Annotated in this window: 19 protein-coding genes; 9 read left to right on the forward strand and 10 right to left on the reverse strand. The window is 64.9% G+C overall.

Annotated features, from left to right (window positions below):
- Positions 1–138 precede the first annotated feature (138 nt).
- Positions 139–1485 (reverse strand): NADP-specific glutamate dehydrogenase, encoded by a 1347-nt coding sequence (gene gdhA, locus EDF71_RS21645; RefSeq protein WP_133858607.1) that lies wholly within the window; start codon positions 1483–1485, stop codon positions 139–141.
- 385 nt (positions 1486–1870) lie between these two features.
- Between gdhA and EDF71_RS21650 the strand changes: the two genes are divergently transcribed.
- The 4 genes from EDF71_RS21650 (at position 1871) to EDF71_RS21665 (ending at position 6979) form a co-directional block, all read left to right on the forward strand.
- Entirely contained in the window at positions 1871–2497 is a 627-nt protein-coding gene (locus EDF71_RS21650; protein ID WP_133858608.1) for a MarR family winged helix-turn-helix transcriptional regulator, read from the forward strand.
- On the forward strand, positions 2494–4038 hold the full coding sequence (locus EDF71_RS21655; protein WP_133858609.1) for an efflux transporter outer membrane subunit: 1545 nt from the start codon (positions 2494–2496) through the stop codon (positions 4036–4038). Before EDF71_RS21650 ends, EDF71_RS21655 begins: the two co-directional genes overlap by 4 nt.
- Before the next feature lie 80 nt (positions 4039–4118).
- Positions 4119–5357 carry an HlyD family efflux transporter periplasmic adaptor subunit gene (locus EDF71_RS21660; RefSeq protein ID WP_133858610.1) on the forward strand — a complete coding sequence of 413 codons (1239 nt, stop codon included), beginning with the start codon at positions 4119–4121 and terminating at the stop codon, positions 5355–5357.
- A 53-nt stretch (positions 5358–5410) separates the two neighbouring features.
- Complete coding sequence (locus EDF71_RS21665) at positions 5411–6979, forward strand: DHA2 family efflux MFS transporter permease subunit (RefSeq protein ID WP_133858611.1); 1569 nt, start codon at positions 5411–5413, stop codon at positions 6977–6979.
- An 80-nt stretch (positions 6980–7059) separates the two neighbouring features.
- On the opposite strand, the gene mutL is transcribed toward EDF71_RS21665, so the two are convergent.
- Positions 7060–9177, reverse strand: a complete 2118-nt coding sequence (gene mutL / locus EDF71_RS21670; protein ID WP_133858612.1) for a DNA mismatch repair endonuclease MutL — start codon at positions 9175–9177, stop codon at positions 7060–7062.
- A gap of 193 nt (positions 9178–9370) precedes the next feature.
- On the opposite strand from mutL, the gene EDF71_RS21675 reads away from it, so the two are divergent.
- On the forward strand, positions 9371–10015 hold the full coding sequence (locus EDF71_RS21675) for a VTT domain-containing protein (protein WP_133858631.1): 645 nt from the start codon (positions 9371–9373) through the stop codon (positions 10013–10015).
- A 71-nt stretch (positions 10016–10086) separates the two neighbouring features.
- On the opposite strand, the gene EDF71_RS21680 is transcribed toward EDF71_RS21675, so the two are convergent.
- Both EDF71_RS21680 and tsaE read right to left on the reverse strand, forming a co-directional pair.
- Positions 10087–11634 carry an N-acetylmuramoyl-L-alanine amidase gene (locus EDF71_RS21680; RefSeq protein ID WP_133858632.1) on the reverse strand — a complete coding sequence of 516 codons (1548 nt, stop codon included), beginning with the start codon at positions 11632–11634 and terminating at the stop codon, positions 10087–10089.
- Positions 11635–11687: 53 nt separating this feature from the next.
- Entirely contained in the window at positions 11688–12179 is a 492-nt protein-coding gene (tsaE, locus tag EDF71_RS21685; RefSeq protein ID WP_230774432.1) for a tRNA (adenosine(37)-N6)-threonylcarbamoyltransferase complex ATPase subunit type 1 TsaE, read from the reverse strand.
- An 85-nt stretch (positions 12180–12264) separates the two neighbouring features.
- Here tsaE and queG point away from each other — a divergent pair, with 85 nt between their 5' ends.
- Positions 12265–13314, forward strand: a complete 1050-nt coding sequence (queG, locus tag EDF71_RS21690; protein ID WP_133858633.1) for a tRNA epoxyqueuosine(34) reductase QueG — start codon at positions 12265–12267, stop codon at positions 13312–13314.
- A gap of 19 nt (positions 13315–13333) precedes the next feature.
- Here queG and EDF71_RS21695 read toward each other — a convergent pair whose 3' ends face one another.
- Positions 13334–14008 (reverse strand): GDSL-type esterase/lipase family protein, encoded by a 675-nt coding sequence (locus tag EDF71_RS21695; protein WP_133858614.1) that lies wholly within the window; start codon positions 14006–14008, stop codon positions 13334–13336.
- 39 nt (positions 14009–14047) lie between these two features.
- Complete coding sequence (locus EDF71_RS21700; protein WP_133858615.1) at positions 14048–14977, reverse strand: AEC family transporter; 930 nt, start codon at positions 14975–14977, stop codon at positions 14048–14050.
- Positions 14978–15211: 234 nt separating this feature from the next.
- On the opposite strand from EDF71_RS21700, the gene EDF71_RS21705 reads away from it, so the two are divergent.
- From EDF71_RS21705 to xerD, 3 genes are all read left to right on the forward strand, one after another.
- Positions 15212–16177, forward strand: a complete 966-nt coding sequence (locus tag EDF71_RS21705) for a tripartite tricarboxylate transporter substrate binding protein BugE (RefSeq protein WP_133858634.1) — start codon at positions 15212–15214, stop codon at positions 16175–16177.
- A gap of 206 nt (positions 16178–16383) precedes the next feature.
- Complete coding sequence (locus tag EDF71_RS21710) at positions 16384–17364, forward strand: tripartite tricarboxylate transporter substrate binding protein BugE (protein WP_027011016.1); 981 nt, start codon at positions 16384–16386, stop codon at positions 17362–17364.
- A gap of 67 nt (positions 17365–17431) precedes the next feature.
- Positions 17432–18376 carry a site-specific tyrosine recombinase XerD gene (gene xerD / locus EDF71_RS21715; protein WP_243854392.1) on the forward strand — a complete coding sequence of 315 codons (945 nt, stop codon included), beginning with the start codon at positions 17432–17434 and terminating at the stop codon, positions 18374–18376.
- A gap of 18 nt (positions 18377–18394) precedes the next feature.
- Here xerD and EDF71_RS21720 read toward each other — a convergent pair whose 3' ends face one another.
- From EDF71_RS21720 to mfd, 4 genes are all read right to left on the reverse strand, one after another.
- Positions 18395–19183, reverse strand: a complete 789-nt coding sequence (locus tag EDF71_RS21720) for an SOS response-associated peptidase family protein (protein ID WP_133858617.1) — start codon at positions 19181–19183, stop codon at positions 18395–18397.
- Between the two features lie 127 nt (positions 19184–19310).
- Positions 19311–20462, reverse strand: coding sequence for an acetylornithine deacetylase (argE, locus tag EDF71_RS21725; RefSeq protein WP_133858618.1), 1152 nt, complete (start codon positions 20460–20462; stop codon positions 19311–19313).
- 185 nt (positions 20463–20647) lie between these two features.
- Positions 20648–21361: a phosphoserine phosphatase SerB gene (serB, locus tag EDF71_RS21730; protein WP_133858619.1), complete on the reverse strand. Its 714-nt coding sequence runs from the start codon at positions 21359–21361 to the stop codon at positions 20648–20650.
- Between the two features lie 63 nt (positions 21362–21424).
- Complete coding sequence (gene mfd, locus EDF71_RS21735) at positions 21425–24901, reverse strand: transcription-repair coupling factor (RefSeq protein WP_133858620.1); 3477 nt, start codon at positions 24899–24901, stop codon at positions 21425–21427.
- Between the last annotated feature and the right edge of the window lie 232 nt (positions 24902–25133).

A 25133-nucleotide genomic window follows, 5' to 3' on the forward strand; every position in this document is an offset into this window, starting at 1 on the left:
CGGGGAGCTAGTCAGGGCAGCGGCAGCCGGCACAAAGCGGCGGCTGCTGCGGCAAAAAGGGGAAAAGGCGCGCGCCTCTTGGCCCATGAAAAAAGGAGCCTTGCGGCTCCTGGGGTGGGGCGATCAGGCGCAGGCCGATTACAGCACACCTTGGGCCAGCATGGCGTCGGCCACCTTCACAAAGCCGGCGATGTTGGCGCCGTCGATGTAGCTCATGGTGCCGTCGTCGCGCTGGCCGTACTTGACGCAAGCCGAGTGGATGCCTTCCATGATTTCGAACAGGCGCTGGTCGACTTCGGCAGCAGGCCAGCTCAGGCGCAGGGCGTTCTGGCTCATCTCTAGGCCGGAGGTGGCGACGCCGCCGGCGTTCGATGCCTTGCCGGGTGCGTAGAGCACGCCGGCCTTTTCAAAGGCCTTGGCCGCTTCGATGGTGCAAGGCATGTTGGCGCCTTCGGCCACGCAGAGCACGCCGTTGGCGATCAGGGTCTGGGCATCGGCCAGTTCCAGCTCGTTCTGGGTGGCGCAGGGCAGGGCCACGTCGGCCTTGATGAACCAGGGGGTCTTGCCTTCGTAGTACTCCACGCCCGGCACTTGCTTGGCGTAGTCGCTCACGCGGCCGTACTGCTTGTTCTTGATGTCCATCAGCTTGACCAGCTTGTCGCCGTCAAAGCCGGCGGCATCGTAGATGGTGCCCGAGGAGTCGGACGCCGACACCACCTTGGCGCCCAGCGCCATGGCCTTGTCGATGGCGAACTGCGCCACATTGCCCGAACCCGAGACCGAGACCGTCAGGCCTTCGAAGCTCTTGCCACGGGTCTTGAGCATTTCCTGCGCAAAGTAGACGGTGCCAAAGCCGGTGGCTTCGGGGCGGATCAGCGAGCCGCCAAAGGCCAGGCCCTTGCCGGTGAACACGCAGTCGGCGCGGTTGGCCAGCTTCTTGTACATGCCGGCCATAAAGGCCACTTCACGGCCGCCCACGCCGATATCGCCGGCTGGCACGTCGGTGTCGGAGCCCACGTGGCGGAACAGCTCGCTGATGAAGGCCTGGCAGAAGCGCATCACTTCGGCATCGCTCTTGCCCTTGGGGTCGAAGTCCGAGCCGCCCTTGCCGCCGCCCATGGGCAGGGTGGTCAGTGCGTTCTTGAAGGTCTGCTCAAACGCCAGGAACTTGAGCACCGACAGGTTGACCGAGGGGTGGAAACGCAGACCGCCCTTGTAGGGGCCGATGGCCATGCTGTGCTGGATGCGGTAGCCACGGTTGACTTGCACCACGCCCTTGTCGTCCACCCAGCTGACGCGGAAGCTCACCACGCGCTCGGGTTCCACCAGGCGTTCGAGCAGGCTCTGTTGGGCGTAGCGGGGGTTCTTCTCAATGAAGGGCCACAGGCTTTCCATGACTTCGGTCACGGCCTGCAAGAACTCGGGCTGGCCGGGGTTGCGCTGTTCGACGTAAGCGAGAAACTGGGCCAGGGATTGGTGTTGCATGGACAAACTTTCAAGGTCTAAAGCCGGCTTGCACTGGTTTTGTGCGAAGGCCGAGGTGTGCACAGCGATGGTGCGCCATCGCGCCGAAAACCGACATTATGCCGAATGTGCATGCGTTAATGCATAAAACCCACATGGGATGACCCTGATAAGTCCGCGGATTGCACTGCTTTGGTGCTTTTTGGGGGTTGCGGCGGCGGGACAGAACTGCTGCCGTGCCCTGAAATGGGGCTGTCCCAGGGGTAAAGGCCGGCTGTCACCCAGAGCACTGCAGTGCAACAAATCTGTGTGCTGATTGTGGTCTTTGCCTTTTCAATAATTGCCTAGGCAATGAATGATTGGATAATCATTGCCTTGTAAACAATTTCAGAAAAGGGCCTGCGGCATGACCGATTCGCACCAGGAAAAAACCGCGTCTGCTGGCGAGGACCAAGAAGCGCTGGCAGGCGGCTTTCCCGAGATTGAAGCCATCCGTCCCGTGGATTTCCCCTGCTGGTTGATGCGCATCATCTCCACCGTGGTACGTGCCGAGGTGGACCGCCGCATGGAGCCGCTGGGCCTGACGCAGGCGCAGTGGATTCCGGTGCTGCACCTGGCCAGCGGCAAGGCCCATACCTCGGCCGACCTGGCACGCCGCACCCTGCAGACGCCGGGCGCGATGACGCGCCTGGTCGACCGCCTGGTGGACAAAGGCATCATCGAGCGCGAACGCTCCACCGACGACCGCCGCGTGGTCAGCCTGCGTTTGACCGATGAGGGCCTGGCCGCTGCGATGCAGGTGCCCGACATCGTCAAGGGCGTCAACAGCGCCGCGCTCAGCCCCTTGTCCCCTGATGAATTGACCCAGTTCCACGGTTACCTGCGCCGCATCTATGAGGCGATGCCCAACACCTTGTCGGTGGACATGTGCCTGCCCCAGGATGGCTGCGCCAGTGAGGCTACCGATAACTCTGACAACTCCGATAACTCCGACAACACAGCACACCAGCCCGGCAAGGAGAGGGCACTATGACCAGCAGTTTTTCTTTTGTGGGCGCCGACCGTCGGCTGGCCCTGTCAGCCATTGCGCTGGCGGCCACCACCTTCATCGCCGGATGCGCCGATATGCGCGGCATCGATACCCATGCCCAGCTGCGCTCGCCGCAGTCTGTCGGCTTGCTCACCGAGCCTTCAGCGGCGGACCAGGCCGCGACCGTGGCCCCGGTCGATGCGCAGTGGTGGAAGGGCCTGGGCGATGCCCAGCTCAACGCCCTGATCGACACCGCCCTGGCGGACAACCCCAACCTGCAATCGGCGCAGGCGCGCATTCGCAAGGCCTGGTCGCTGGCGCAGGTCAGTGAATCGGCCCTGGGCCCGCAGGTCAATGGCCAGGCCAATGCCTCGCGCAACCATGCGCCGGCCAATGGCATGATTCCGCCGCCCCTGGCCGGCAACAACTACAGCACGGCCGAAGCGCGCATCAACGGCAGCTGGTCGCTGGACCTGTTTGGCAAGCACCGCGCAGCGCTGGATGCCGCTGTGGGCTCGGCCCGCGCGGCCCAGGCCGACATGGACGCGGCCCGCGTGCTGCTGACCAGCAATATGATGCTGGCCTATGTGCAGCTGTCCCGCCTGCAGGCGCAGGAAGAGGTGGCCGTGCGCGCCATCGACCAGCGCGCCCACACCCTGCAATTGGTGCGTGACCGCTATGACGCGGGCCTGGACACCACCCTGGAAGTGCGCCAGAGCGAGAGCGGTGTGCCCCAGGCCAAGGTGCAGCTGCTGCAAGTGCGTGAGCAAAAGCAGCTGGCGCAGAACGCGCTGGCCGCCTTGATGGGCCAGCCCGCACGGGCCCAGGAGCTGGTGGCATCGCCCATCGCCCAGCTGAGCCTGCCGCGCTTTCCGGTGCAGCTGTCGTCCAACCTGCTGGGGCGCCGGGCCGATATTGTGGCCGCGCGCTGGCGCGTGGAAGCCGCCGAGCAAGGCATTCGCCAGGCCAAGGCCGAGTTCTATCCCGATATCGACCTGACCGCCTTCCTGGGTCTGTCGAGCATCGGCTTCAACAACTTTGCCAAGGGCAGTGCGCGTGAATGGGGCGTGGGCCCGGCGCTGAGCCTGCCGATCTTTGATTCGGGCCGTCTGCGTGCCAACCTGAGCGGCAAATCGGCCGACTATGAGCTGGCCGTGCAGGGCTACAACCAGGCGGTGATCACGGCAGTGCACGATGTGGCCGACCAGGTCGCCAGTGCCCGCTCTGCCCATGCGCAGCTGCCCGAGCAGCGCCGTGCCGCCGATGCCGCACAAAGCGCACTCGATATTGCCAACCAGCGCTATGCCGCTGGCCTGGGCACCTATCTGAATGTGCTGTCGGCCGAGACCAATGTGCTGACTCAGCGCCAGCAGATGGTGGATGTCGAGGCCCGCATTCTGTCGAGCAATGCCGCACTGGCACAGGCTTTGGGTGGTGGCTACCAGGAGCAGACCCACAGCAGTGACAGCAGCGACAGCAGCGCCAACCCGGACAGCAACCCTCCAACCCAGACCAACGCCCCGATGGACAGCGCCAAGAGCTGACCTGCCCACCTCGCGTGCAACACACATAAGCAAGACCTTGAAGGCCAGGCCTCTCGTCACATAACTCGCTACGCAACACCATGTCGAACAACAACACTTCCGTTTCTCCCTCCGCTGCGCCTGCTGCCCCTGAGGCACCCGCTGCCCAGCCCCGCAAAAAATGGCTGCTGCGCCTGACCGGCCTCGTGGTCGTGCTGGGTGCCGCCTATGGCATCTATGACTGGATGGTCAACAGCCATTTCGAGGAAACCGACAACGCCTATGTGCAGGGCAATCTGGTGCAGATCGCGCCGCAGACCGCTGGCACCGTGCAGTCCATCCTGGCCGATGACACCGACTATGTGAAGGAAGGCCAGGCCCTGGTGCGCCTGGACCCGGCCGATGCCAAGGTGGCGTTCGAACAGGCCAAGGCCAACCTGGCCCAGGCCGTGCGCCAGGTGCGCACCCTGTATGTGAACAATGGCTCCTACACCGCGCAGATCGCGCAGCGCCAGGCCGAAGTGGCCAAGGCCAAGAATGACCTGGTCCGCGCGCAGAGCGACCTCAAGCGCCGCCAGGCACTGACCGGCAATGGCGCGGTGTCGAAGGAAGAGCTGAGCCATGCGCAAAGCCAGGTGGATGCCGCCCAGGCCGCCGTCAATGCGTCGCAAGCCGCCGTCAACACGGCCCGCGAGCAGCTGGCCAGCAACCAGTCGCTGACCGAAGGCATCAGCGTGAACGACCACCCCAATGTGCAGGCCGCTGCGGCCAAGGTGCGCGAGGCCTACCTGGCCATGCAGCGCAATGAGCTGGTCTCGCCCGTCTCTGGCGTGGTGGGCAAGCGCTCGGTGCAGGTGGGTCAGCGCGTGGCCCCTGGCACGCCGCTGATGACCGTGGTGCCGATGAACCAGCTTTGGGTCGAGGCCAACTTCAAGGAAAACCAGCTGCGCAACCTGCGCCTGGGCCAGCCCGTCAAGATGACGGCCGACCTCTACGGCAAGAAGGTCGAATACAGCGGTACGGTCGAAGGCCTGGGTGTGGGCACGGGCGCTGCCTTCTCGCTGCTGCCTGCGCAGAACGCCACCGGCAACTGGATCAAGGTGGTGCAGCGCGTGCCAGTGCGCATTGCCCTCGATCCCAAGCAGGTGCAAGAGCATCCGCTGCGCGTAGGCCTGTCGATGCTGGTGGATGTGGACATCCAGAACCAGGACGGCAAGCTGCTGGCCGATGTGCCGCGCAAGGAGCCGCTGGTGCAGACCAATGTGTATGACGTGCAGGACGAAGGCGCCGATGCGGTGATTGCGCAAGTGATTGCCAGCAATGCCGGCAAGAAGCTGTAAGCGCCCCATGTTTTGACCAGGGCCTGCCCAACAGGGCGGCCCAAGGATGCGTTATGGCAACTTCCAATCCCACGTTACCCCACCCGCCGCTCGAAGGATCGGCGCGCCTCATCGGCACCCTGGCGCTCTCGGCAGCGGTGTTCATGAATGTGCTGGACACGTCGATCGCGAACGTGTCGCTGCCGGCCATTGCCGGTGATCTGGGCGTCAGCGCCAATCAGGGCACCTGGGTGATCACCAGCTTTGCCGTGGCCAATGCGATCTCGGTGCCGCTGACCGGCTGGCTGTCGATGCGCTTTGGCCAGGTGCGGCTGTTCATGCTCAGCGTGACCTTGTTCGTGATCTCGTCCTGGCTCTGCGGCCTGGCCCCGAACATGACGACCTTGATCGCGTTCCGCATCTTGCAGGGCTTTGTCGCCGGGCCGATGATTCCGCTGTCGCAGTCGCTGCTGCTGGCCAGCTACCCGCGCGCGATGGCGGGCACGGCGATGGCCTTCTGGTCGATGACCACGCTGATCGCGCCGGTGATGGGCCCCTTGCTGGGCGGCTGGATCACCGACAACATGTCCTGGCCCTGGATCTTCTACATCAACGTGCCTGTCGGCATGCTGTCCGTGGGCGCCACCTGGGCGATCTTCCGCAACCGGGATTCGGCCCGCAAGGCCTTGCCGATCGATGCGATTGGTTTGGGGCTGCTGGTGGTCTGGGTCTCGGCGATGCAGATCATGCTGGACATCGGCAAGGAGCATGACTGGTTCCAGTCGCCGATGGTGGTCGCCTGTGCGGTGATTGCAGTCGTCGGCCTCTTGTACTTCTTGATCTGGGAGCTGGGCGACAAGCACCCGGTGGTGGACCTGCGCCTGTTCAAGAACCGCAATTTCTGGGCCGGCACCCTGGCCATCTCGGTGGGCTATGGGCTGTTCTTTGGCAATGTGGTGCTGCTGCCCTTGTGGTTGCAGCAGTTCATGGGCTATACCGCCACCGATGCCGGCCTGGTGCTGGCGCCAGTGGGTTTGCTTGCGCTGGTGCTGTCGCCGGTGGTGGGCAAGACCATCCACAAGGTCGATCCCCGGCGCTATGCGACGGCCTCGTTCATCGTGTTCGGTCTGGTGATGTGGATGCGCTCGCGCTTCAACACCCAGGTGGACCTGATGACCATCATGATCCCGACCATCGTGCAGGGCGCGGCCATGGCAGGCTTTTTCATCCCGCTGATGACCATCACCTTGAGCGATATCCCGCCCGAGAAAATGCCCAGTGCGTCTGGCCTGTCCAACTTTGTGCGGATCACTGCCGGTGCGGTGGGCACCTCGGTCGCCACCACCTTGTGGGAGCGCCGCGCCACCTTGCACCATGCGCAACTGGTGGAGCACATCAGCCTGGGCGACGGCCCCACCGCGCAAGTGGTGCAAGGCCTGCAGGCCTCCGGCCTCACCTTGCAGCAGGCTTTGGCCCGGGTCGATCAGCTGGTCAACCAGCAGGCCTTTATGCTGGCGGCCAATGATATTTTCTGGGCCTCGTCGATGCTGTTCCTGCTGCTGATCCCACTGGTCTGGCTGGCCAAGGGCCCCAAGAAGGGCCAGGGCGGTGGTGGATCGGAGGCAGCATCGGCTGCGCACTGATCCAGCATTGCATACCGCTGCATCAATCAAAAAAGGAAGCCTCGGCTTCCTTTTTTTCGTTTGCAGCGCTGCGCTGCGGTTCAGCGGCCGCGCAGGAACAGCGCGTCCAGCTCCTTCATGTTCAGCTGGCGCCAGGTGGGCCGGCCATGGTTGCACTGGTCGGAGCGCTCGGTGTGCTCCATATCGCGCAGCAGTGCGTTCATCTCGTCGATGGTGAGTTGCCGGTTGGCACGCACGGCGCCGTGGCAGGCCATCGTCCCCAGGATCTCGTTGCGGGCGCGTTGCACAACCGTGCTGGCATCGTGCTGTGCCAGCTCGGCCAGCACGCTGCGCGCCAGCTCCACCGGGTTGCCTTGGGCCAAGGTGGTGGGCGTGGCGCGCACGGCCAGGGTCTTGGGCGAGAAGGGCACCACCTCCAGGCCCAGTTGGGCCAGGGTTTCGCTGTGGTCTTCGGCGGTCGCTACCTCTTCGGGTGTGGCCGAGAAGGTTGCTGGAATCAGCAGCGGCTGGCTGGCAATGGCGCTGTTGGCATCGCCATCATCGAGCTGGCTTTTGAGGCGTTCGTAGACGATGCGCTCATGGGCTGCGTGCATGTCGACAATGACCAGGCCCTGGGCGTTTTCCGCCAGGATGTAGACGCCATGGATTTGCGCCACGGCCCGGCCCAGCGGCCAGGGGTTGTCGGCCGACTCGGGTGGCAGCGTGGGCACCAGCGGGGCGCCGGCGGCCATGGCGCCAGCAGTAGGTTGCGGGTTCCAGCGCGGGCTGGCTTCCTGCACCTGCCAGGGCGTCGCATCGATGCTGGTGGGGGAGCTGGTAGATGTGCTGGTGGGCGTGCCTGCCAGCGCCGCATCGGGTGATGCCGTGCCGCCAGCCTGGCCCCAGAGCGCAGCCGTTTGCTGCAGCGCCTGCAGGCCGTTGACGCGGGGTGGCGTATCAAAGCGCATCGCAGTCTGCGCCTGGGGTGCGGGCGCATAGGCCTGGCCGGGCAAGGCGGTCGGCTGGCCTGCCGCAGCGGTTGTGGGTGCGGCGGCTGCAGCATCCAGCAATTGCTGGGCGCGTGGCGCGGCCAGCGCGTTCTCCACGCCATGCAGCACTGCCTGGTGCACCTCGCGGCTATCGCGAAAGCGCACCTCGATCTTGGTCGGGTGCACGTTCACATCGACCCGCATCGGATCGAGGCTGATGTAGAGCGCATAGACGGGTTGGCGGTGGCCGTGCAGCACATCCTCATAGGCGGCACGCGCGGCATGGGTGAGCACCTTGTCGCGCACAAAGCGGCCGTTGACATAGCAGAACTGCTGGTCGGCACGCGAGCGCGCGGCATCGGGCAGGCCCGCGCGGCCACGCACCTGCACATGGCCGGCCCGGTAGTTCACGACAATCGATTGCTCCAGAAAATCGGGGCCCAGCACATCGGCTAGGCGCTTGTCCATGGCCCGCTGCTCCAGCTGCTGCCAGGCGGCGTCGTCGGGCTGGTCTGCATCGCTGCGGGGTGGCAAGGTGGCGCGCCACTGCTCCACCAGCTTGCCCTCATGCCAGATGGCAAAGCCCACAGCCGGGCGGGTCAGCGCATGGCGGCGTACGGCCTCCACGCAATGGGCCAGTTCGGTGGCATCGGTCTTCAGGAACTTGCGCCGTGCAGGCGTGCTGAAGAACAGCTCCTTGACCTCCATCGTCGTGCCAGGGTTGCGGGCGGCGGGGCGCAGCTCGCCACTGCGGGCATCGAGCAGGTAGGCGGTCTCTTGCTGGGCGGGGCGCGAGAGTACGCTCATCTCCGACACCGAGGCAATGGCAGCCAGGGCCTCGCCCCGGAACCCCATGGTCGCCACCGATTCCAGGTCATGCAGGTTGCGGATCTTGCTGGTCGCGTGGCGGCGCAGCGCAATCGGCAGTTCTTCGCGCGGAATGCCACAGCCATCGTCTTCCACGGTGATCAGCCGCACGCCGCCGGCGAGCAGGCGCACGGTGATGCTGGTGGCCCCTGCATCGAGCGCGTTGTCGACCAGCTCACGCACGACGGAGGCGGGTCGTTCCACGACCTCGCCGGCCGCTATCTGGCTGACCAGCTCATCGGGCAGATCCTGGATGGGGCGGCGCGCGGGCGCTGCCCGGTCTGCACTGTGGGCTGCAGGCGTTAATGCGTCGTTGGGGGCGTCTGCCGGGTCAAGGGAGGCGGGTGCGGTATCTGCTGTCATGCAGGGATTTTAGGCAAAGCCGCCTGGCATTCGGGGTAAAGTGTGCAATCGCCACTTGGTGCCCTGGGGCTGTAGTTCCCTAGCCTGCTTAAGTGGTGATCAAGATGGTTTGCCGCAGGGCCTCAGGGCTGCTGCGGTTTTTGTGTAGAGAGGTTGTGTTTTGGAATTTTTCAGCTGGTTCATCGATGCAGGCATGCATCTGATCGACTTCATCTTGCATGTCGACAAGTACCTGGAAGCTTTTGTAACGACCTATGGCATGTGGGTCTACGCGCTGCTGTTTCTGATCGTCTTTGTCGAGACCGGTGTCGTGGTGATGCCCTTCCTGCCTGGCGATTCGCTGCTGTTCATCGTGGGTGCCATGTGCGGTGCGGGGCTGATGAGCTTTCCGCTGGCCACCGGCTTGCTGTTTGCGGCGGCCTTCCTTGGCGACCAGTGCAATTACCAGATCGGCCACCATTTAGGGCCCAAGGTGTTCAAGTGGGAGAACTCGCGCTGGTTCAACCGCAAGGCCTTTGACAAGGCCCATGCGTTCTACGAGCGCTATGGCGGCATCACCATCATCCTGGCGCGCTTCATGCCGTTTGTGCGCACCTTTGCGCCCTTTGTGGCGGGTGTGGCCAACATGAACCGTGCCAAGTTCATCGCCTACAACCTGATTGGCGCGGCCATCTGGGTGTTTGGCATTTGCGCGGCGGGTTACTTCTTTGGCAACCTGCCCTGGGTCAAGGCCAACCTGGAGAAGATCATCTGGGGCCTGATCCTGGTGCCCGGCCTGCTGGCCATCTTTGGCGCCTGGCGCGCTGGCAAGAACGAGAAGGCGGCTGGCACCGTCTGAGCAGTGCGAGCATGATGACGAAGGGACCGCCTAGGCGGTCCCTTTTTTTGTGGCTGGAAGCGGGGTGAGGCTTATACCGTGCGGTTGCGCGCCAAGGGCGGGTTCTTTGCAAAGTACGCCTGGATGCCGCGCATGATGGCATCGGCCAGCTGGTTCTGGTAGGCGGTGGTGCGCAGCTTGGCTTCTTCTTCCGGGTTGCTGATGAAGGCGGTCTCGACCAGCACGCTGGGGATGTCGGGCGCCTTCAACACCGCAAAACCGGCTTGCTCCACGCGGGGCTTGTGCAGGCGGGCAAACTGGCCCAGCTGGCCCAGCACATGGGTGCCGAGCTTGAGGCTGTCATTGATCTGGGCGGTGGTGCTCATGTCGAGCAGCGCGCGCTGCACATGGGCATCGCTGCTGCCAACGCCGGCGACGTTCAGGCCACCGACCATGTCGGCCTGGTTTTCCTTGTTCGCCAGCCAGCGCGCGGCCGAGCTGGTGGCGCCGCGCTCGCTCAGCGCAAACACACTGGCGCCATTGGCCGATGGCTTGGTGAACGCATCGGCATGGATGCTGATGAACAGATCGGCCTGCACACGGCGGGCTTTTTCGACCCGGGTGTTGAGCGGCACAAAGAAGTCGGCATCGCGCGTCATGAACGCGCGCATCGGGTTGCCGCCGACGCTGCTGTTGTTGATGCGCTCGCGCAGCATATGGCCGATCTTGAGCACGATGTCTTTTTCGCGGATACCGCTGGGGCCGGTGGCGCCGGGGTCTTCACCGCCATGGCCGGGATCAAGCGCCACGATGATGAGGCGGTCGGTGCGCGAAGCCGGGCGGCCGCGTGCTGGCGGCGGGCTCGGTGGTGGCGCAGGGGGAGGGGGTGGCGGAGCTGCAGCCACCACGGTGGGCGGTGGGGCGACTGGCGCAGGTGGGGGGGTGACGGGGCGGTTGCCGCTCTTGGCAATCAGCTCGGCCAGCGGGTCGGCCGCTTGGGCGACGGCCGCTGGCGATGGTGGCGCTGCAGCCACCACGGTGCCCAGCGCGGCGGGCGCGGGCGGGTCGCCAGCAATGGCGGCGGCGACCGAGGGCGGCAGGCTGCTGCCCGCTGCAGGCGGGGGCACAGGTGCCGGCGCTGCGGCCACGGCGCTGTGGCTGTTCTCCATCATGCGCTCGCTGATCAGGCTCTCGAGTGGATCGCTGGGCCGGGCGGGGTACAAGTCGAGCACCAGGCGGTGCTGGTAGGGGGCGACCGGTTTCAGGGTAAAGACCTGGGGCTTGGCCTCCTGCTTGAGGTCGATGACCAGCCGCACCACATTGGGCGAGTTCTGGCCCACGCGGATGCCGGCGATATTGGGGTCGTCCGAGCGGACCTTGGCCACCAGCTCACGCAGCGCGGGGTTGAGGTCGATGCCCTCGATATCGACCGCCAGGCGCGGCGGCTCGGGCACAAAGCGCTGTTCGGTCTTGAGCGGCGTGTCGGACTCGATCGTGACGCGGGTGTAGTCCTTGGAGGGCCAGAGGCGCACGGCAACGATGCTGGCGCCAAAGGCCAGATGGCTGCTGCCCAGCAGCAGCACCAGGCTGCCGCCGCGCAGCACATCGCGGCGCGACAGACCGGGGTGGCTGGCGGGCACGCCGTCAGCAGGGGTGAAAGGGGCAGAGGCGGGGAGATATTTCGGGGTGTCGCTCACGCTGAAAACCCTTGGACGATGGAGGCACCTGCCGGGGTGAAGGCCTGCAGATGCACCTGGCGTTCTGATTCGTTGATTGCTTCAATACTGATAGCTACATCGGCAATAGGTGTTACCGCTGCAGCCTTCTGCGGCCATTCTGCCACTTTCAGGCCGGGGCTGGCAAAAATATCGCGGAAGCCAGCGTCTTCCCACTCGCGCGGATCGTCGAAACGGTAGAAGTCAAAGTGCCAGACCGGATAGTCGCGGCCCTCATGGGGTTCGACCACCGCGTAGGTGGGGCTCTTGATGCGGCCCTGCACGCCCAGGGCGCGCAGCAGGTGGCGCACCAGGGTGGTTTTTCCCGCGCCCAGATCGCCATGCAAAGTTAGGTAAACATTGGACAGCGCTGGCTGCGCGGCCAGGCGCGCGGCAAAAGCTTCCGTATCGCGCTCGTCTTTCCAGATGCAGTGGAGCGAGGGATAGGAGGGGCTGGCAGTAGCGTTCAAAATGTCGTTCCCGGGCCACGCAGGCCCTCAGGTTTTTTTACAATGGCAGCACATGGACGCCGCTGATCCCACTTTCATCCAACAGATCAACGACTGGGCGCTGGAGCTGGGATTTTCCCAAATCGGCGTGGCAGGCGTGGATTTGTCGACGGCGGAAGCTGGATTGATGCAGTGGCTGGAAAAAGGTTTCCATGGCGAGATGCATTACATGCAGGCCCATGGCCTCAAGCGTGCCCGGCCGGCGGAGCTGGTGCCCGGCACGCTCAGCGTGATTACAGCACGCATGGATTATCTGCCGCAAAACACCCCGCTAGACTGGCAGCGCCAGGAGTGGGAGCGCCATGCGCGGCCCGGCGAGGGCCTGGTCAGCGTCTATGCCCGGGGGCGCGATTACCACAAGGTGCTGCGCAACCGGCTGCAAAAGCTGGCCGAACTCATCGATGCAGCGCTCAGTGAACACAACCTGGCACACCGCGCGTTCACCGATTCGGCCCCCGTGCTGGAGGCCGAGCTGGCCAGCCGCAGCGGCCAGGGCTGGCGCGGCAAGCACACGCTGGTGCTGAGCCGCGATGCCGGCTCGATGTTTTTTCTGGGCGAGATCTTTGTCAACATCGCCTTGCCCGCCACCGCGCCGGTGACGGCCCATTGCGGTCAGTGCACGGCCTGCATCGATGCCTGCCCGACGGCGGCCATCATTGCGCCGCAGTCCATCGATGCGCGGCGCTGCATCTCTTACCTGACGATTGAGCTCGATGGCGCCATTCCCGAGGAGTTCCGTGCGCCCATGGGCAACCGCATCTATGGCTGCGATGACTGCCAGCTGGCCTGCCCCTGGAACAAATTTGCCCAGCGTGCAGTGCTGCCCGATTTTGATGCGCGCGGGGCGCTGATGGACCAGCAGCTGCCCCATCTATTTGCATGGGACGAGGCCACGTTCCTGCGCATCACCGAAGGCAGCCCCATACGCCGCATCGGCCATGAGCGCTGGCTGCGCAATATTGCCGTGGCCCTGGGCAATGCCTGGCGCCAGACCGGCGATGCGCGCTATGCGCAGGCGCTGCACAGCCGTGCCGACCACGACAGCGCCGTGGTGCGCGAGCATGTGGCCTGGGGGCTGGGCCAGCGCAGCGCCTGAGGGCCGGCGGGCCCCCTGATCAACCGCTGAAAAAGCCCGAGGCCTTGAGCTGCGCTACCAGCAAGTCGGTAAAGCGCGCATAGCCTGCGGCATTGGCATGCACCTGGTCGGCACGCATGGCGTCATTGGCCAGCACCTCGCTCCAGGCCTTGGCGAGCAGGGGCACCTGCTCCTCCTTGGCCAGCGCTTCATAAATCGGGTGGTCCTGGATGCGGCCGGTCAACGCGGCGCTCATGCTGAACTCAGGCACCGCCACCAGCAACACCGGAATGTTCTGCGCCTTGCACTGCTGCAGCATGCTGGCGATCTGCGCCTGGGCCGCTTGCGCGCTTTGGCGGCGCAGCCAGTCGTTGCCGCCGGCGCAAATGATCACCAGGGCGGGATGGTGGGTCTCCAACAGCTGCGGCAGGCGCTGCGCAATCTGGCTGCTGGTTTCGCCGGAGATGCCGGCATTGACCACGTTCCAGCCGGTGCGCTCGGCCAGCAACTGCGGGTAGGACTGCGCGGCGCTGGCGCCCACGCCCTGGGTCAGCGAATCGCCCAGCGCCAGCACGGTGGCACCGGCGGGCAGGGCGGTAGCCAGTGGCGCCTTTTTGCTGCAGGCGGCAAGCCCGGCAGTCGCCAGGCCCAGGAAGGGGAGAAAGGCCAGGCGCTGAAGGCTTTGGCGGCGAGCGGTGTCACGGGTTTTCTGCATAGCCGCCGAGCTTAACCCATGGCTTTTACGCAGCTGTTGTTAAACCGGCCACCAGCCCAGCAGGCTGAGCGCAAACGGCAGACTGGCCACGCCGCAGATGGTGGACAAGGTGACCAGCCCGGCCACATAGGCGCCGTTGTAACCCATGCGCGCGGCCAGCACATAGCAGGTCGATGCGGTGGGCAAGGCAGAGAAGATCAACAGAATGGCGGCCTGCTGGGCCGACAGCGCCAGCCAGTGGGCCATGCACAGCGCAATCAGGGGTGTGACAAAGTGGCGGATGGCCAGGACCGAACCGCTGAGCAGCTTGCCGCGCGCCAGCAGCCCCAACTGCATACCGGCGCCCGCCGACATCAGGCCCAGCACGATGGAGGCCTGGCCGATGCGGGCCACCGTGGGCTCGACGATCGCGGGCAGGCGCAGGCCGACCAGGTTGCAGATCAGTGCGGTGAGGGTGGCAACGATCAGCGGGTTGCGCAGCAGCTCGCGCATAAAGCCATGCTGCGAGCCCCGGGCCATCGGGTAGACGGCTGCAATATTGAACATGGGCACGCAGACGCCGATCAGCACCGAGATCAGCTGCAGGCCTTGGGGGCCGGCCAGCCGGTCAGCCAGCGCCAGGCCGATGAAGGAGTTGAAGCGAAACGCGATCTGCGCGCTGGCGGCGGCGTCGCGGCTATCCACCCTTGTGCCCAGCCAGGGCCAGCGCGGCAGGGTGTAGGTCAGCGCCACAGCGACGAGGCCGGTGGCCACGCCGGCCAGCATCAGGTTGGAGGTGCCTTGCCAGTCGATCGGGCTGCGGATGATCGAATAGAACAGCAAGGTGGGAAAGAGGAAGTAGTACACCAGGCTTTCCACCGGCTGCCAGATGGCCCGGTTCAGCGCCGTGTAGCGGCAGACCAGGTAGCCAATCAGGATCAGCGAGAAGTCGGGGAAAAGCAGTTGGGCGTAGTTCACGGGCGCAAGCATAGCGGAAGGGCCCGCGCTACGGCCCAATTGCTGTCGCCGTGGTAAGCATGTTGCTGGGTGCAAGCCCTGCCAAAGCGGTTGCCAATCGCGCTATCTGCCGCCCCGATGCGGGAAAACACGGGCCATCGGCCGCGCGCTTTGGGGCAGAACAGGCGGGCAACACCGCTAGCATGGTGGCTACATCCAAGCTGGCCCCAGCCGGCAATCGCAGATCCCGAGGAGACCTTCACCATGATGAACCGCCGACTGTGCCTGGCCATGGCACTGGCGCTGGGCAGCAGCGCTGCCCTGGCCGCTGATCCCTATCCCAACAAGCCTATCCGCCTGATCGTGCCCTTTGCCGCAGGCGGCACCACCGATATCGTGGCCCGGGTGATCTCGGAGCCACTGTCCAAGGCGCTGGGCCAGCCGGTGGTGGTGGACAACAAGAGCGGTGGCGGCGGCACTGTGGGCGCAGCCGAAGCGGCACGCGCCCATCCCGATGGCTACACCCTGAGCATTGCGACGGTATCGACAACAGCCACCAACCCGGCCGTCAACCCCAAGATGCCCTACAACGTGCAGCGCGATTTCACGCCCATCATCAATGTGGCAGCCACGCCCAATGTGATTGCCGTGCACCCGAGCTTTCCGGCCACCAACTACCAGGAGTTCATTGCTGAGCTCAAGAAGAACCCCGGCAAGTACTCCTATGCCACGCCCGGCACCGGCAGCATTGCCCATCTGCTGATGGAAATGCTCAAGTCCGAAACCGGTGTGAATGTGGTGCACATTCCCTACCGCGGCGGCGGCCCAGCCCTGAACGACACGGTGGCCGGCCAGGTCAACATGATCTTTGACAACCTGCCCTCGGCCTACCCCTTCATCCGCGACAAGCGCCTGCGCGCCATTGTGGTGGCAGCGCCCCAGCGCGTGGCCGGTCTGGAATCCATCCCTACCTTCACCGAAGTGGGCGTGCCCGTGGTCAACCGCAGTGCCTATTACGGCATCGTCGGTCCCAAGAACCTGCCCAAGGAGATTGTTGACAAAGTCAACGCGGCCACCAAGAAGGCGCTGGAAGACCCGAACGTGCAAAAGCGCATTGCGGAGACCGGCTCGGACATCCTGGGCACCACCCCGGAAGTCTTTGCCCAGCAAATGAAGGACGAATACGCGGCCTACAAGGCGGTGGTGGACAAGCAGGGTATCCATCTGGATTGATCCGCAACTCCTGCGTTATTCCGCTTCAAAGCGCGTGCTCTCCCTAGGGAAATCACGCGCTTTTTGTGCGGTTGCAGCACGGTTGCGGAGGTATTAATCCGGTATAAACGCGCTGTGCTGAAAAAGCATTACGTGGCCGTGCGCCATGCGGGTCATCCACCGGCACGCGAACCACGGCCGCACTATTTCAAATGAGGAGATTCATCATGCAACGTCGCTCTCTCGTGGGCCTGACCTTGATCGCTGCTGCCGCAGCCACCTTGAGCACTGGCGCTCTGGCCGATACAAAATACCCTAACAAGCCCATTCGCCTGATCGTTCCTTTTGCAGCTGGCGGCACCACCGATATCATTGCGCGCGTGATCGCCGACCCCCTGGGCAAGGAGCTGGGCCAGCCTGTGGTGGTGGACAACAAGGGTGGTGCTGGCGGCACCATCGGTGCGGTGGAAACGGTGCGCGCTGCGGCCGACGGCTACACGCTGGGCATTGCTACCGTCTCCACGGTGGCGACCAACCCCGCGATCAACCCCAAGATCTCCTACGACCCGATCAAGGACTTCACGCCCATCATCAATGTGGCGGCCACGCCCAACATCATTGCGGTGAACCCGAAGTTCCCCGCCAAGGACTACAAGGAGTTCGAGGCCGAGCTCAAGAAGAACCCCAACAAGTACGCCTACTCGTCCTCGGGCACCGGCGGCATCCAGCACATGCTGATGGAGCTGTACAAGAGCCTGACCGGCATCCAGATGACCCACATCGCCTACCGTGGTGCGGGCCCGGCGCTGAACGACACGGTAGCCGGCCAGGTCAACATGATCCTGGACAACCTGCCGTCGACCCTGCCTTTCGTGAAGGACAACCGCCTGGTGCCCATCGTCGTGGCTGCGCCTGAGCGCCTGGCCGTGCTGCCCAATGTGCCTACCTTCAAGGAAGTGGGCCTGGAGCCCGTGAACCGCATGGCTTTCTACGGCATCCTGGCGCCCAAGGGCGTGTCCAAGGATGTGGTGGACCGCATCAATGCCGCCACCAAGAAGGTGCTGGCCGACCCTGCGGTGAAGAAGCGCATCGAAGACACCGGCTCGCTGGTGGTGGGCAACACGCCCGAGCAGTTCGCCGAGCAGATCAAGGCCGAGTTCGACGTCTACAAGGACGTGGTGAAGAAGCAGGACCTGAAGCTGGACTGATCCCGGCTCTTGAAGTCCCCAGCCGCCCGCGCAAGCCGGCGGCTTTTTTCATGCCATGATGCCGGGCATGGCAAGCTCTCCCCGCTCTGAATCCGCCCGATCTGCAGCCCCCAGCCCCGCCGCTGCAACGCAGCCGGTGATTGACCGTTTTATCGATGCGGTGTGGCTGGAAGATGGCCTGGCGCGCAACACCTTGGCGGCCTACCGGCGCGACCTGGCGCTGTACGGCCAGTGGCTGGCCCAGGAGCACCCTGGCCAGGCACTGGAGCGCAGCGATGAGGCCCAACTGCAGGCCTTTTTTGCCAGCCGCATGGGCGACAAGTCCAGCACGGCCAACCGGCGCCTGACGGTGCTGCGGCGCTTCTTCCACTGGGCGCTGCGCGAGTCGCTGATCAGCACCGATCCCACCTTGCGCATGCTGGCCGCACGCCAGCCGCTGCGGGTGCCCAAGACGATGACCTCGGCCATGGTCGATGCGCTGCTGGAAGCCCCCGACGCCGGCAACCCGCTGGGCCTGCGTGACCGCGCGATGCTGGAGCTGATGTATGCCAGCGGCCTGCGGGTGTCGGAGCTGGTGGAGCTGCAAAGCGTGCAGCTCAGCCTGGCCGACGGCATCGTGCGCGTGGTGGGCAAAGGCAGCAAGGAACGACTGGTGCCCTTTGGCCAGGTGGCCCAGCAGTGGCTGGAGCAGTACCTGGCCGAGAGCCGGCCCGCCATTCTGGCCGGGCGGCAAAGCGCGGACTTGTTTGTCACCCAGCGCGGCAGCGGCATGACGCGGGTCGCCTTCTGGATGATCGTGAAGAAATATGCACAGCGCGCCGGCATCACTGCTCCTCTGTCACCCCACACCTTGCGCCATGCCTTTGCCACGCACTTGCTCAACCATGGCGCCGATTTGCGCGTGGTGCAGCTGTTGCTGGGCCATGCCGATATCTCCACCACCACCATCTATACCCATGTGGCGCGCGAGCGCCTCAAGGTGCTGCACAGCCAGCACCATCCGCGTGGCTAGCGCGGCGGGCAGCGGCAATCAGATCCCCAGCGGGTTCTTGCGGCCCTTCTCGACCGGGTTGGCCAGCAGCTTTTGCGCCGGGTAGGCGCGCAGAAATTCCTTGGCCTTGTAGGCCGATGAACGCAGCCAGGCGTCATAGGCGCCTTCGTTCAGGATGGCGGGCATGGTCTTGTCGTTACCGGGTTGCTGGTAGCGGTTCATCAGCGCATGGGCGTTGGCGTTGACGGTGATGATGGCGTAGCTCAGCAGCTCGGTGCCGTCATCATCGGTCCAGCGGGACCAGATACCGGCGACGCCCATCGGCAGGCCATCGACGCGGGCAATGCGGGTGGGCTTGGCCTTGCCGGTACGGTAGTCGTCGGTCACGAACGCCATCATCGGCACGATACAGCGCTGGTTGTTCAGCCAGGCATCGCGAAAGGCGGTGCTGGTCGAGGCATTGTCGGATTTGACATTCACCAGCTTGGTGGCGCGCAGCTGGCCGTCGGATGCGGACTTGACCCAGTGCGGCACCAGGCCCCATTGCGCGGGCACCAGCAGACGCGGTGTGGCCACTGGCGCAGCGGCGGGCGCGGGTTCGGCATCGGCCGGGGCGCCGCTCGCTGCGGCTTCTGCAGCGGCCTGCTCGGCCAGCGCTGCCTTGCGTGCCGAATTTTCGGCATCGGTGGAGCCTGTCAGGCTGGTGGTGATGAAGAAGCCGGGCCGGCGCGGCGTCATCTTGCGCTCGCCCATCTCTGCAGGCGGCTCTACCTGAAAGGCGCTGAGGTACAGCTCGGGGGCTTTGAGGGCTTCGTATTGGGTGCTCATGGGCGCAATGGTACGTGAAGGCTGCAGCGGCATGCGCTGGCGCCGGTTTCTGGCAGAAGATAAAAAGCCCACCCTGGGGCAGGGTGGGCTCGGTGGCAAGCCTTGCGGCCGCAGTGCGTATTTTAGATCAGAGCGACTGGCCCAGCTTGCGCAGGAAGCGCTCGCAGGCTTCGAGCTGGCTGATCTCGACAAACTCATTGGGCTTGTGGGCCTGCTCGATATTGCCGGGGCCGCAGACCACGGTGGGGATGCCCAGGTTTTGGAACAGGCCGGCTTCGGTGCCATAGGCCACCTTGCGCGTGGCCAGGTCGGCGGTCAGCGCGCGCACCAGCGCGGTGATGGCGGCTTGCTCGCTGGCTTCCAGTGCGGGGGCAGCGGGGCCGGTTTCGATGTCGATGCGGGCATCGGCAAACTCGCGACGCATGCGTGGCAGCAGCTCGCCGGTCACATAGCTTTGCACTTTGGCCTGGATGCTGTCGGCCGTCATGCCGGGCAGGTTGCGGAACTCGTAGTTGAACTCGCAGAGCTCGGGGATGGTGTTGACCGCGATACCGCCCGAGATCTGGTTGGTGGTCATGGTCGTGAACGGCACATCGTAGAACTCGTCGTAGGGGCCGTTGGCCTTGAACTGGTCGGCCACATCGCGGATATGGCAGATCAGGCGTGCCGCGTACTCAATGGCATTGCAGCCCTTGGGGGTCAGCGAGGAATGCGCTGCCTTGCCATGCACCTTGCAGCGGTACAGGTTGATGCCCTTGTGCGCGACCACCACCTGCATGCTGGTGGGCTCGCCCACCACGCAGCCATCGGCCTGCTGGCCACGTGCCTTCAAGGCGCGCAGCATCACCGGTGCGCCGGCGCAGCCCACTTCCTCGTCATAGGACAGGGCCAGGTGGATCGGCTTTTTGCGCGGCATCGCGATGAACTCGGGCACCAGCGCGATCGATGCGGCGATGTAGCCCTTCATGTCGGCGCTGCCACGGCCGTACAGGCGGCCTTCTTTTTCGGTCAGGGTGAAGGGATCGCTGTCCCAGTTCTGGCCGTCGACCGGCACCACATCGGTGTGGCCCGACAGCACGATGCCGCCTTGGGTGCTGCCGTCATCGGCGGGCAGGGTGGCGAACAGGTTGGCCTTGTCGCCCTCGGGGGAGTGGATCAGCTCGACCTTCAGACCCTGGTGGGCCAGTGCGTCACGCACGGTTTCGATAAGGGCGAGGTTGGAGTTGCGGCTGGTGGTGTCGAATGCGACCAGCTTTTCCAGCCAGGAGCGGGTGTTCATAGCGCTTCACTTGGTGTTACATGCAAGTGACCGAGTGTAGGGCGCTTGCGCCTTACCGGCAGCGCGCACCGCCTAAGCTGGGGTTGGGTGTTGGGGCTTTAGATGGGATGGCCCAGTGGCTGGGACCGAAAGAAAAACGGGAGCCCGTAGCTCCCGTTGTTGCCCGACCTGGTCGGAAGGGGTTATCAGCGCAGCACTTCGAGCAGGCGGTCCAGCCCGCCGGTGTTGATCGCCACCTTGGCCTCGGCACGCACGCGGGGCTTGGCGTGGAAGGCCACCGACAGGCCCACGGCACGCATCATCGGCAGGTCGTTGCTGCCATCGCCCACGGCAATCACCTGCTCGGGCGCAATGCCCATCAGCGACGCCAGGCCCAGCACGGTGCTGCGCTTTTCTTCGCCGTCGCAGATGTCGCCCCAGCTCTGGTCGATCAGGCCGCCGGTCAGTTGGCCGTCCTTCACCTCGAACTGGTTGGCGCGCACAAAGTCTATGCCCAGCAGGCTTTTGACATGGTCGGCAAAGTAGGTGAAGCCGCCGGAAACCAGCAGCACCTTGAGGCCGGCGGCATGCGCCGCATCCACCAGGGTCTTGGCGCCGGGGGTCAGGGTCAGGCGCTCTTGCAGCACGCGCTCGATCGAGGCCATGGGCACGCCCTGGAGCAGGGCCATGCGCTGGCGCAGGCTGTCCTTGTAGTCGGTGATCTCGCCGCGCATCGCCGCTTCGGTGATCGCAGCGACCTCGGCCTTCTTGCCGGTGACGTCGGCGATCTCGTCAATGCACTCGATGGTGATCAGGGTCGAGTCCATGTCGAACGCGATCAGCTTGTAATCGGACAGCTTTTGCGGCGTGGCCAGGTTCTGGATGGTCAGGCCGGGGGCGAATTCGGTGGAGGCACTCATGGGAGCTTTACAGGGGTGAGGGTAGGGGAATGATAAACGGGCCGCAGGGCACAGACAGTCCGATCAGGCCGTGGCCACGGCGGCTGCCACCGGCTTGCCCAGGCTGCGCACCACATCGCGCACCATCTGCACGCGGTCCTTGACCTCGGGCAGGGCGCGCTCGATGCGCAGCTTGTCGTTGCCGGCCAGCTTGATGGCCTTGTTCTTCTGGATCAGGCTGATGATGGTCATCGGCTCGATCGGCGGGTTGGGGTAGAAGGTAATGTTGATCACGCCGGGCGCGGCATCGACCTTTTGCACACCAAAAGGCTCGCAGAGCACGCGCAGGCGGTGCACATCGACCAAGGTCTGGGCCTGCGGCGGCAGCTTGCCAAAGCGATCCACGATCTCTTCGAGCAGGTTGTCGATCTGGTCGCTGGTCTTGGCGGTTGCCAGCTTTTTGTAGAACGACAGGCGCAGGTGCACATCGCCGCAGTAGTCGTTGGGCAGCAGCGCGGGGGCGTGCAGGTTGATGTCGGTGGCGGCAGACAGGGGACTGAGCAGGTCGGGCTCCTTGCCTTCCTTCAGGCTGCGCACGGCCTCGGACAGCATCTCGTTGTAGAGCTGGTAGCCGATCTCCATCATGTTGCCGCTCTGGTTGTCGCCCAGCACTTCGCCGGCACCCCGGATTTCCAGGTCATGCATGGCCAGGTAAAAGCCGCTGCCCAGCTCTTCCATCTGCTGGATGGCTTCGAGGCGCTGCGCAGCCTGCTTGGTCAGGCCGTCCAGATCCGGCACCATCAGATAGGCATAGGCCTGGTGGTAGCTGCGGCCCACGCGGCCGCGCAGCTGGTGCAGCTGCGCCAGGCCAAACTTGTCGGCACGGCTGATGATGATGGTGTTGGCGCTGGCCACGTCGATGCCGGTCTCGATGATGGTCGAGCACAGCAGGATGTTGTAGCGCTGGGCCACAAAGTCGCGCATCACGCGTTCGAGCTCACGCTCGGGCATCTGGCCGTGGGCCACGGCGATGCGGGCCTCGGGCAGGATCTCTTCGAGCTTCTGGCGGCGGTTCTCGATGGTCTCGACCTCGTTGTGCAGAAAGTAGCACTGGCCGCCGCGTTTGAGTTCGCGCAGCACGGCCTCGCGGATCACGCCGGTGCCTTCGCTGCGCACAAAGGTCTTGATCGCCAGGCGGCGCTGCGGTGCGGTGGCAATCACCGACAGGTCACGCAGGCCATCGAGCGCCATGCCCATGGTGCGCGGGATGGGGGTGGCCGTCAAAGTCAGCACATCGACCTCGGCGCGCATGGCCTTCATCGCCTCCTTGTGGCGCACGCCAAAGCGGTGCTCTTCATCGATGATGAGCAGGCCCAGGTTCTTGAACTGGGTTTTTTCAGACAGCAGCTTGTGGGTGCCGACGACGATGTCGACGGTGCCGTCGTCCAGGCCCTTGATGGTGGTGCTGACCTCTTTGCCGGAGCGAAAGCGCGACACCAGCGCCACCTTGATCGGCCACTTGGAGAAGCGGTCGGCCAGGGTTTGGTAGTGCTGCTCGGCCAGCAAGGTGGTGGGCGCAAGTAGGGCCACCTGCTTGCCACCGGTGACGGCCACAAAGGCGGCGCGCAAGGCGACTTCGGTCTTGCCAAAGCCCACATCGCCGCAGACCAGGCGGTCCATCGGCTGGGGCGAGATCATGTCCTGGATCACCGCATGGATGGCGGCGCGCTGGTCGGCGGTTTCCTCAAAGCCGAAGTCGTTGGCGAACTGCTCATAGTCCTGCGGGCTGTAGCGGAAGGCATGGCCTTCGCGGGCGGCGCGGCGGGCGTAGATGTTGAGCAGTTCGGCCGCCGTGTCGCGCACCTGCTCGGCGGCCTTGCGGCGGGCCTTTTCCCACTGGCCGCTGCCCAGCTTGTGCAGGGGGGCCTCTTCGGCCGAGACGCCTGTGTAGCGGCTGATTTGCGCGAGCTGGCTCACCGGCACATAGAGCACGGCCTTGTCGGCATATTCCAGGTGCAGAAACTCCTGCATCGAGGGGCTGCCATCGGGGTTCTTCTGCCCCACATCCATGTTGATCAGGCCGTGGTAGCGGCCAATGCCGTGCTGGGCATGGACAACCGGGTCGCCCACCTTCAGCTCGGACAAGTCCTTGATCAGCGCCTCGACATCGCTGGCCTGCTCCTGGCGGCGCTTGCGGCGGGCACCGCCGGTGGCGGCGAACAGCTCGGTCTCGGTGACAAAGTCAATGCCTTGCTCGGCCCAGCGAAAGCCCTTGGCCAGCGCCGCAGTGGCGATGCCGACCGGCTCGTCCGTGGTCTGCTGGAACTCGGCCAGCGAATCAAAGGCTGGCGGGTTCAGGCCGCTGGCGCGGAAGAAGTCGAGCAGGCTCTCGCGCCGGCCATCGCTTTCGGCCAGCAGCAGGGTGCGGGCCTGGCGCTGGGCAATGTGCTGCTGCAGCTTGGCCAGCGGGTCCTCGGCACCACGCACCACGGCCAGGTCGCCAAGCTTCTGGAAGATGGCGCTGTGCTCGACGTCCTCCAGCTGCGGGCGCAACGACAGTTGGGCCATCTGCTTGGCGGTGGCGTAGAACTGGTCGGGGCTCAGGAACAAGCTGTCGGGCGGCAGCACCGGGCGTTCCGGGTCGCCCTGCACCAGGCGGTAGCGGTCGCGCGTGTCTTGCCAAAAGCGTTGGAAGGCCGGCTCGATATCGCCATGCAGCACCACGGTGGCCTGGCCGCCCAGGTAGTCGAACACGGTGGCGGTCTCGTCAAAGAACAGCGGCAGGTAGTACTCGATGCCGGCGGTGGCCACGCCATTGCCCATGTCCTTGTAGATGCGGCTCTTGGTGGGGTCGCCCTCGAGCATCTCGCGCCATTTATTGCGGAAGCGGGCGCGGGCCTCGTCGTCCATCGGGAACTCGCGCCCGGGCAGCAGGCGCACATCCTTGACCGGGTAGAGGCTGCGCTGGGTGTCGGGGTCAAAGGTGCGGATGGAATCGATCTCGTCATCGAACAGGTCGACGCGGTAGGGCACGAGCGAGCCCATGGGGTAGAGATCGATCAGGCCGCCGCGCACCGAGTATTCGCCATGGCTCACCACCTGGGAGACATGGTTGTAGCCCGCCAGGGTGAGCTGGGCCTTGAGGCGCGCTTCATCCAGCTTTTGCCCGGCCTTGAATGCAAATGTGTAGCCCGCCAGGAAGGAGGGTGGCGCCAGGCGGTACAGCGCCGTGGTAGCGGGGATCAGCACCACATCGGCCTCGCCCTGGCTGATGCGCCACAGCGCTGCCAGCCGCTCGCTGATCAGGTCCTGGTGCGGCGAGAAGGTGTCGTAGGGCAGGGTTTCCCAGTCGGGGAACAGGGCCACGCGCAGTTCGGGCGCGAAAAAAGCCAGCTCGTCCTGCAGGCGGTGGGCATCGCCCGCATCGGCGGTGATGATGGCGGTGACGCGTTGCCCGGCCGCCTCGCGCGTGGCCAGGTTGGCGAGCAGCAAGGCATCGGCGCTGCCGGGGGGCATGGGCAGCTGAAAACGTTTTCCGGCGGTGAGTTTGGGGAGTTCCATAGGGGTCTACAACCAGTCCATAGACGGACTACAGCCCGGGGCGGCATGCCGCGCCTGGGCCTATCAAAGCCAAACGCGCCCCAAGAGGGCGCACCTGACCACACCAAGTTATAAAAAATAACCAGGGATCCGCTGCAGAACCCGCGCCCAAAACCAGGGGCATAGATCGGTTGGAAGCACAAGGCTTGTTTTGCAGCGGAACCCGCAATCACGGGTCTGGCTGACAGCTCCG

The sequence above is a fragment of the Comamonas sp. JUb58 genome, assembly GCF_004364775.1.
GTDB lineage: Bacteria > Pseudomonadota > Gammaproteobacteria > Burkholderiales > Burkholderiaceae_C > Comamonas.

What these genes read in the sequence shown, in the direction of transcription:
- gdhA (WP_133858607.1), bottom strand. Translation starts at nt 1,485, where the DNA reads ATGCAACACCAATCCCTGGCCCAGTTTCTCGCTTACGTCGAACAGCGC.
- EDF71_RS21650 (WP_133858608.1), top strand. Translation starts at nt 1,871, where the DNA reads ATGACCGATTCGCACCAGGAAAAAACCGCGTCTGCTGGCGAGGACCAA.
- EDF71_RS21655 (WP_133858609.1), top strand. Translation starts at nt 2,494, where the DNA reads ATGACCAGCAGTTTTTCTTTTGTGGGCGCCGACCGTCGGCTGGCCCTG.
- EDF71_RS21660 (WP_133858610.1), top strand. Translation starts at nt 4,119, where the DNA reads ATGTCGAACAACAACACTTCCGTTTCTCCCTCCGCTGCGCCTGCTGCC.
- EDF71_RS21665 (WP_133858611.1), top strand. Translation starts at nt 5,411, where the DNA reads ATGGCAACTTCCAATCCCACGTTACCCCACCCGCCGCTCGAAGGATCG.
- mutL (WP_133858612.1), bottom strand. Translation starts at nt 9,177, where the DNA reads ATGACAGCAGATACCGCACCCGCCTCCCTTGACCCGGCAGACGCCCCC.
- EDF71_RS21675 (WP_133858631.1), top strand. Translation starts at nt 9,371, where the DNA reads ATGCATCTGATCGACTTCATCTTGCATGTCGACAAGTACCTGGAAGCT.
- EDF71_RS21695 (WP_133858614.1), bottom strand. Translation starts at nt 14,008, where the DNA reads ATGCAGAAAACCCGTGACACCGCTCGCCGCCAAAGCCTTCAGCGCCTG.
- EDF71_RS21700 (WP_133858615.1), bottom strand. Translation starts at nt 14,977, where the DNA reads ATGCTTGCGCCCGTGAACTACGCCCAACTGCTTTTCCCCGACTTCTCG.
- EDF71_RS21705 (WP_133858634.1), top strand. Translation starts at nt 15,212, where the DNA reads ATGAACCGCCGACTGTGCCTGGCCATGGCACTGGCGCTGGGCAGCAGC.
- EDF71_RS21710 (WP_027011016.1), top strand. Translation starts at nt 16,384, where the DNA reads ATGCAACGTCGCTCTCTCGTGGGCCTGACCTTGATCGCTGCTGCCGCA.
- xerD (WP_243854392.1), top strand. Translation starts at nt 17,432, where the DNA reads ATGGCAAGCTCTCCCCGCTCTGAATCCGCCCGATCTGCAGCCCCCAGC.
- EDF71_RS21720 (WP_133858617.1), bottom strand. Translation starts at nt 19,183, where the DNA reads ATGAGCACCCAATACGAAGCCCTCAAAGCCCCCGAGCTGTACCTCAGC.
- argE (WP_133858618.1), bottom strand. Translation starts at nt 20,462, where the DNA reads ATGAACACCCGCTCCTGGCTGGAAAAGCTGGTCGCATTCGACACCACC.
- serB (WP_133858619.1), bottom strand. Translation starts at nt 21,361, where the DNA reads ATGAGTGCCTCCACCGAATTCGCCCCCGGCCTGACCATCCAGAACCTG.
- mfd (WP_133858620.1), bottom strand. Translation starts at nt 24,901, where the DNA reads ATGGAACTCCCCAAACTCACCGCCGGAAAACGTTTTCAGCTGCCCATG.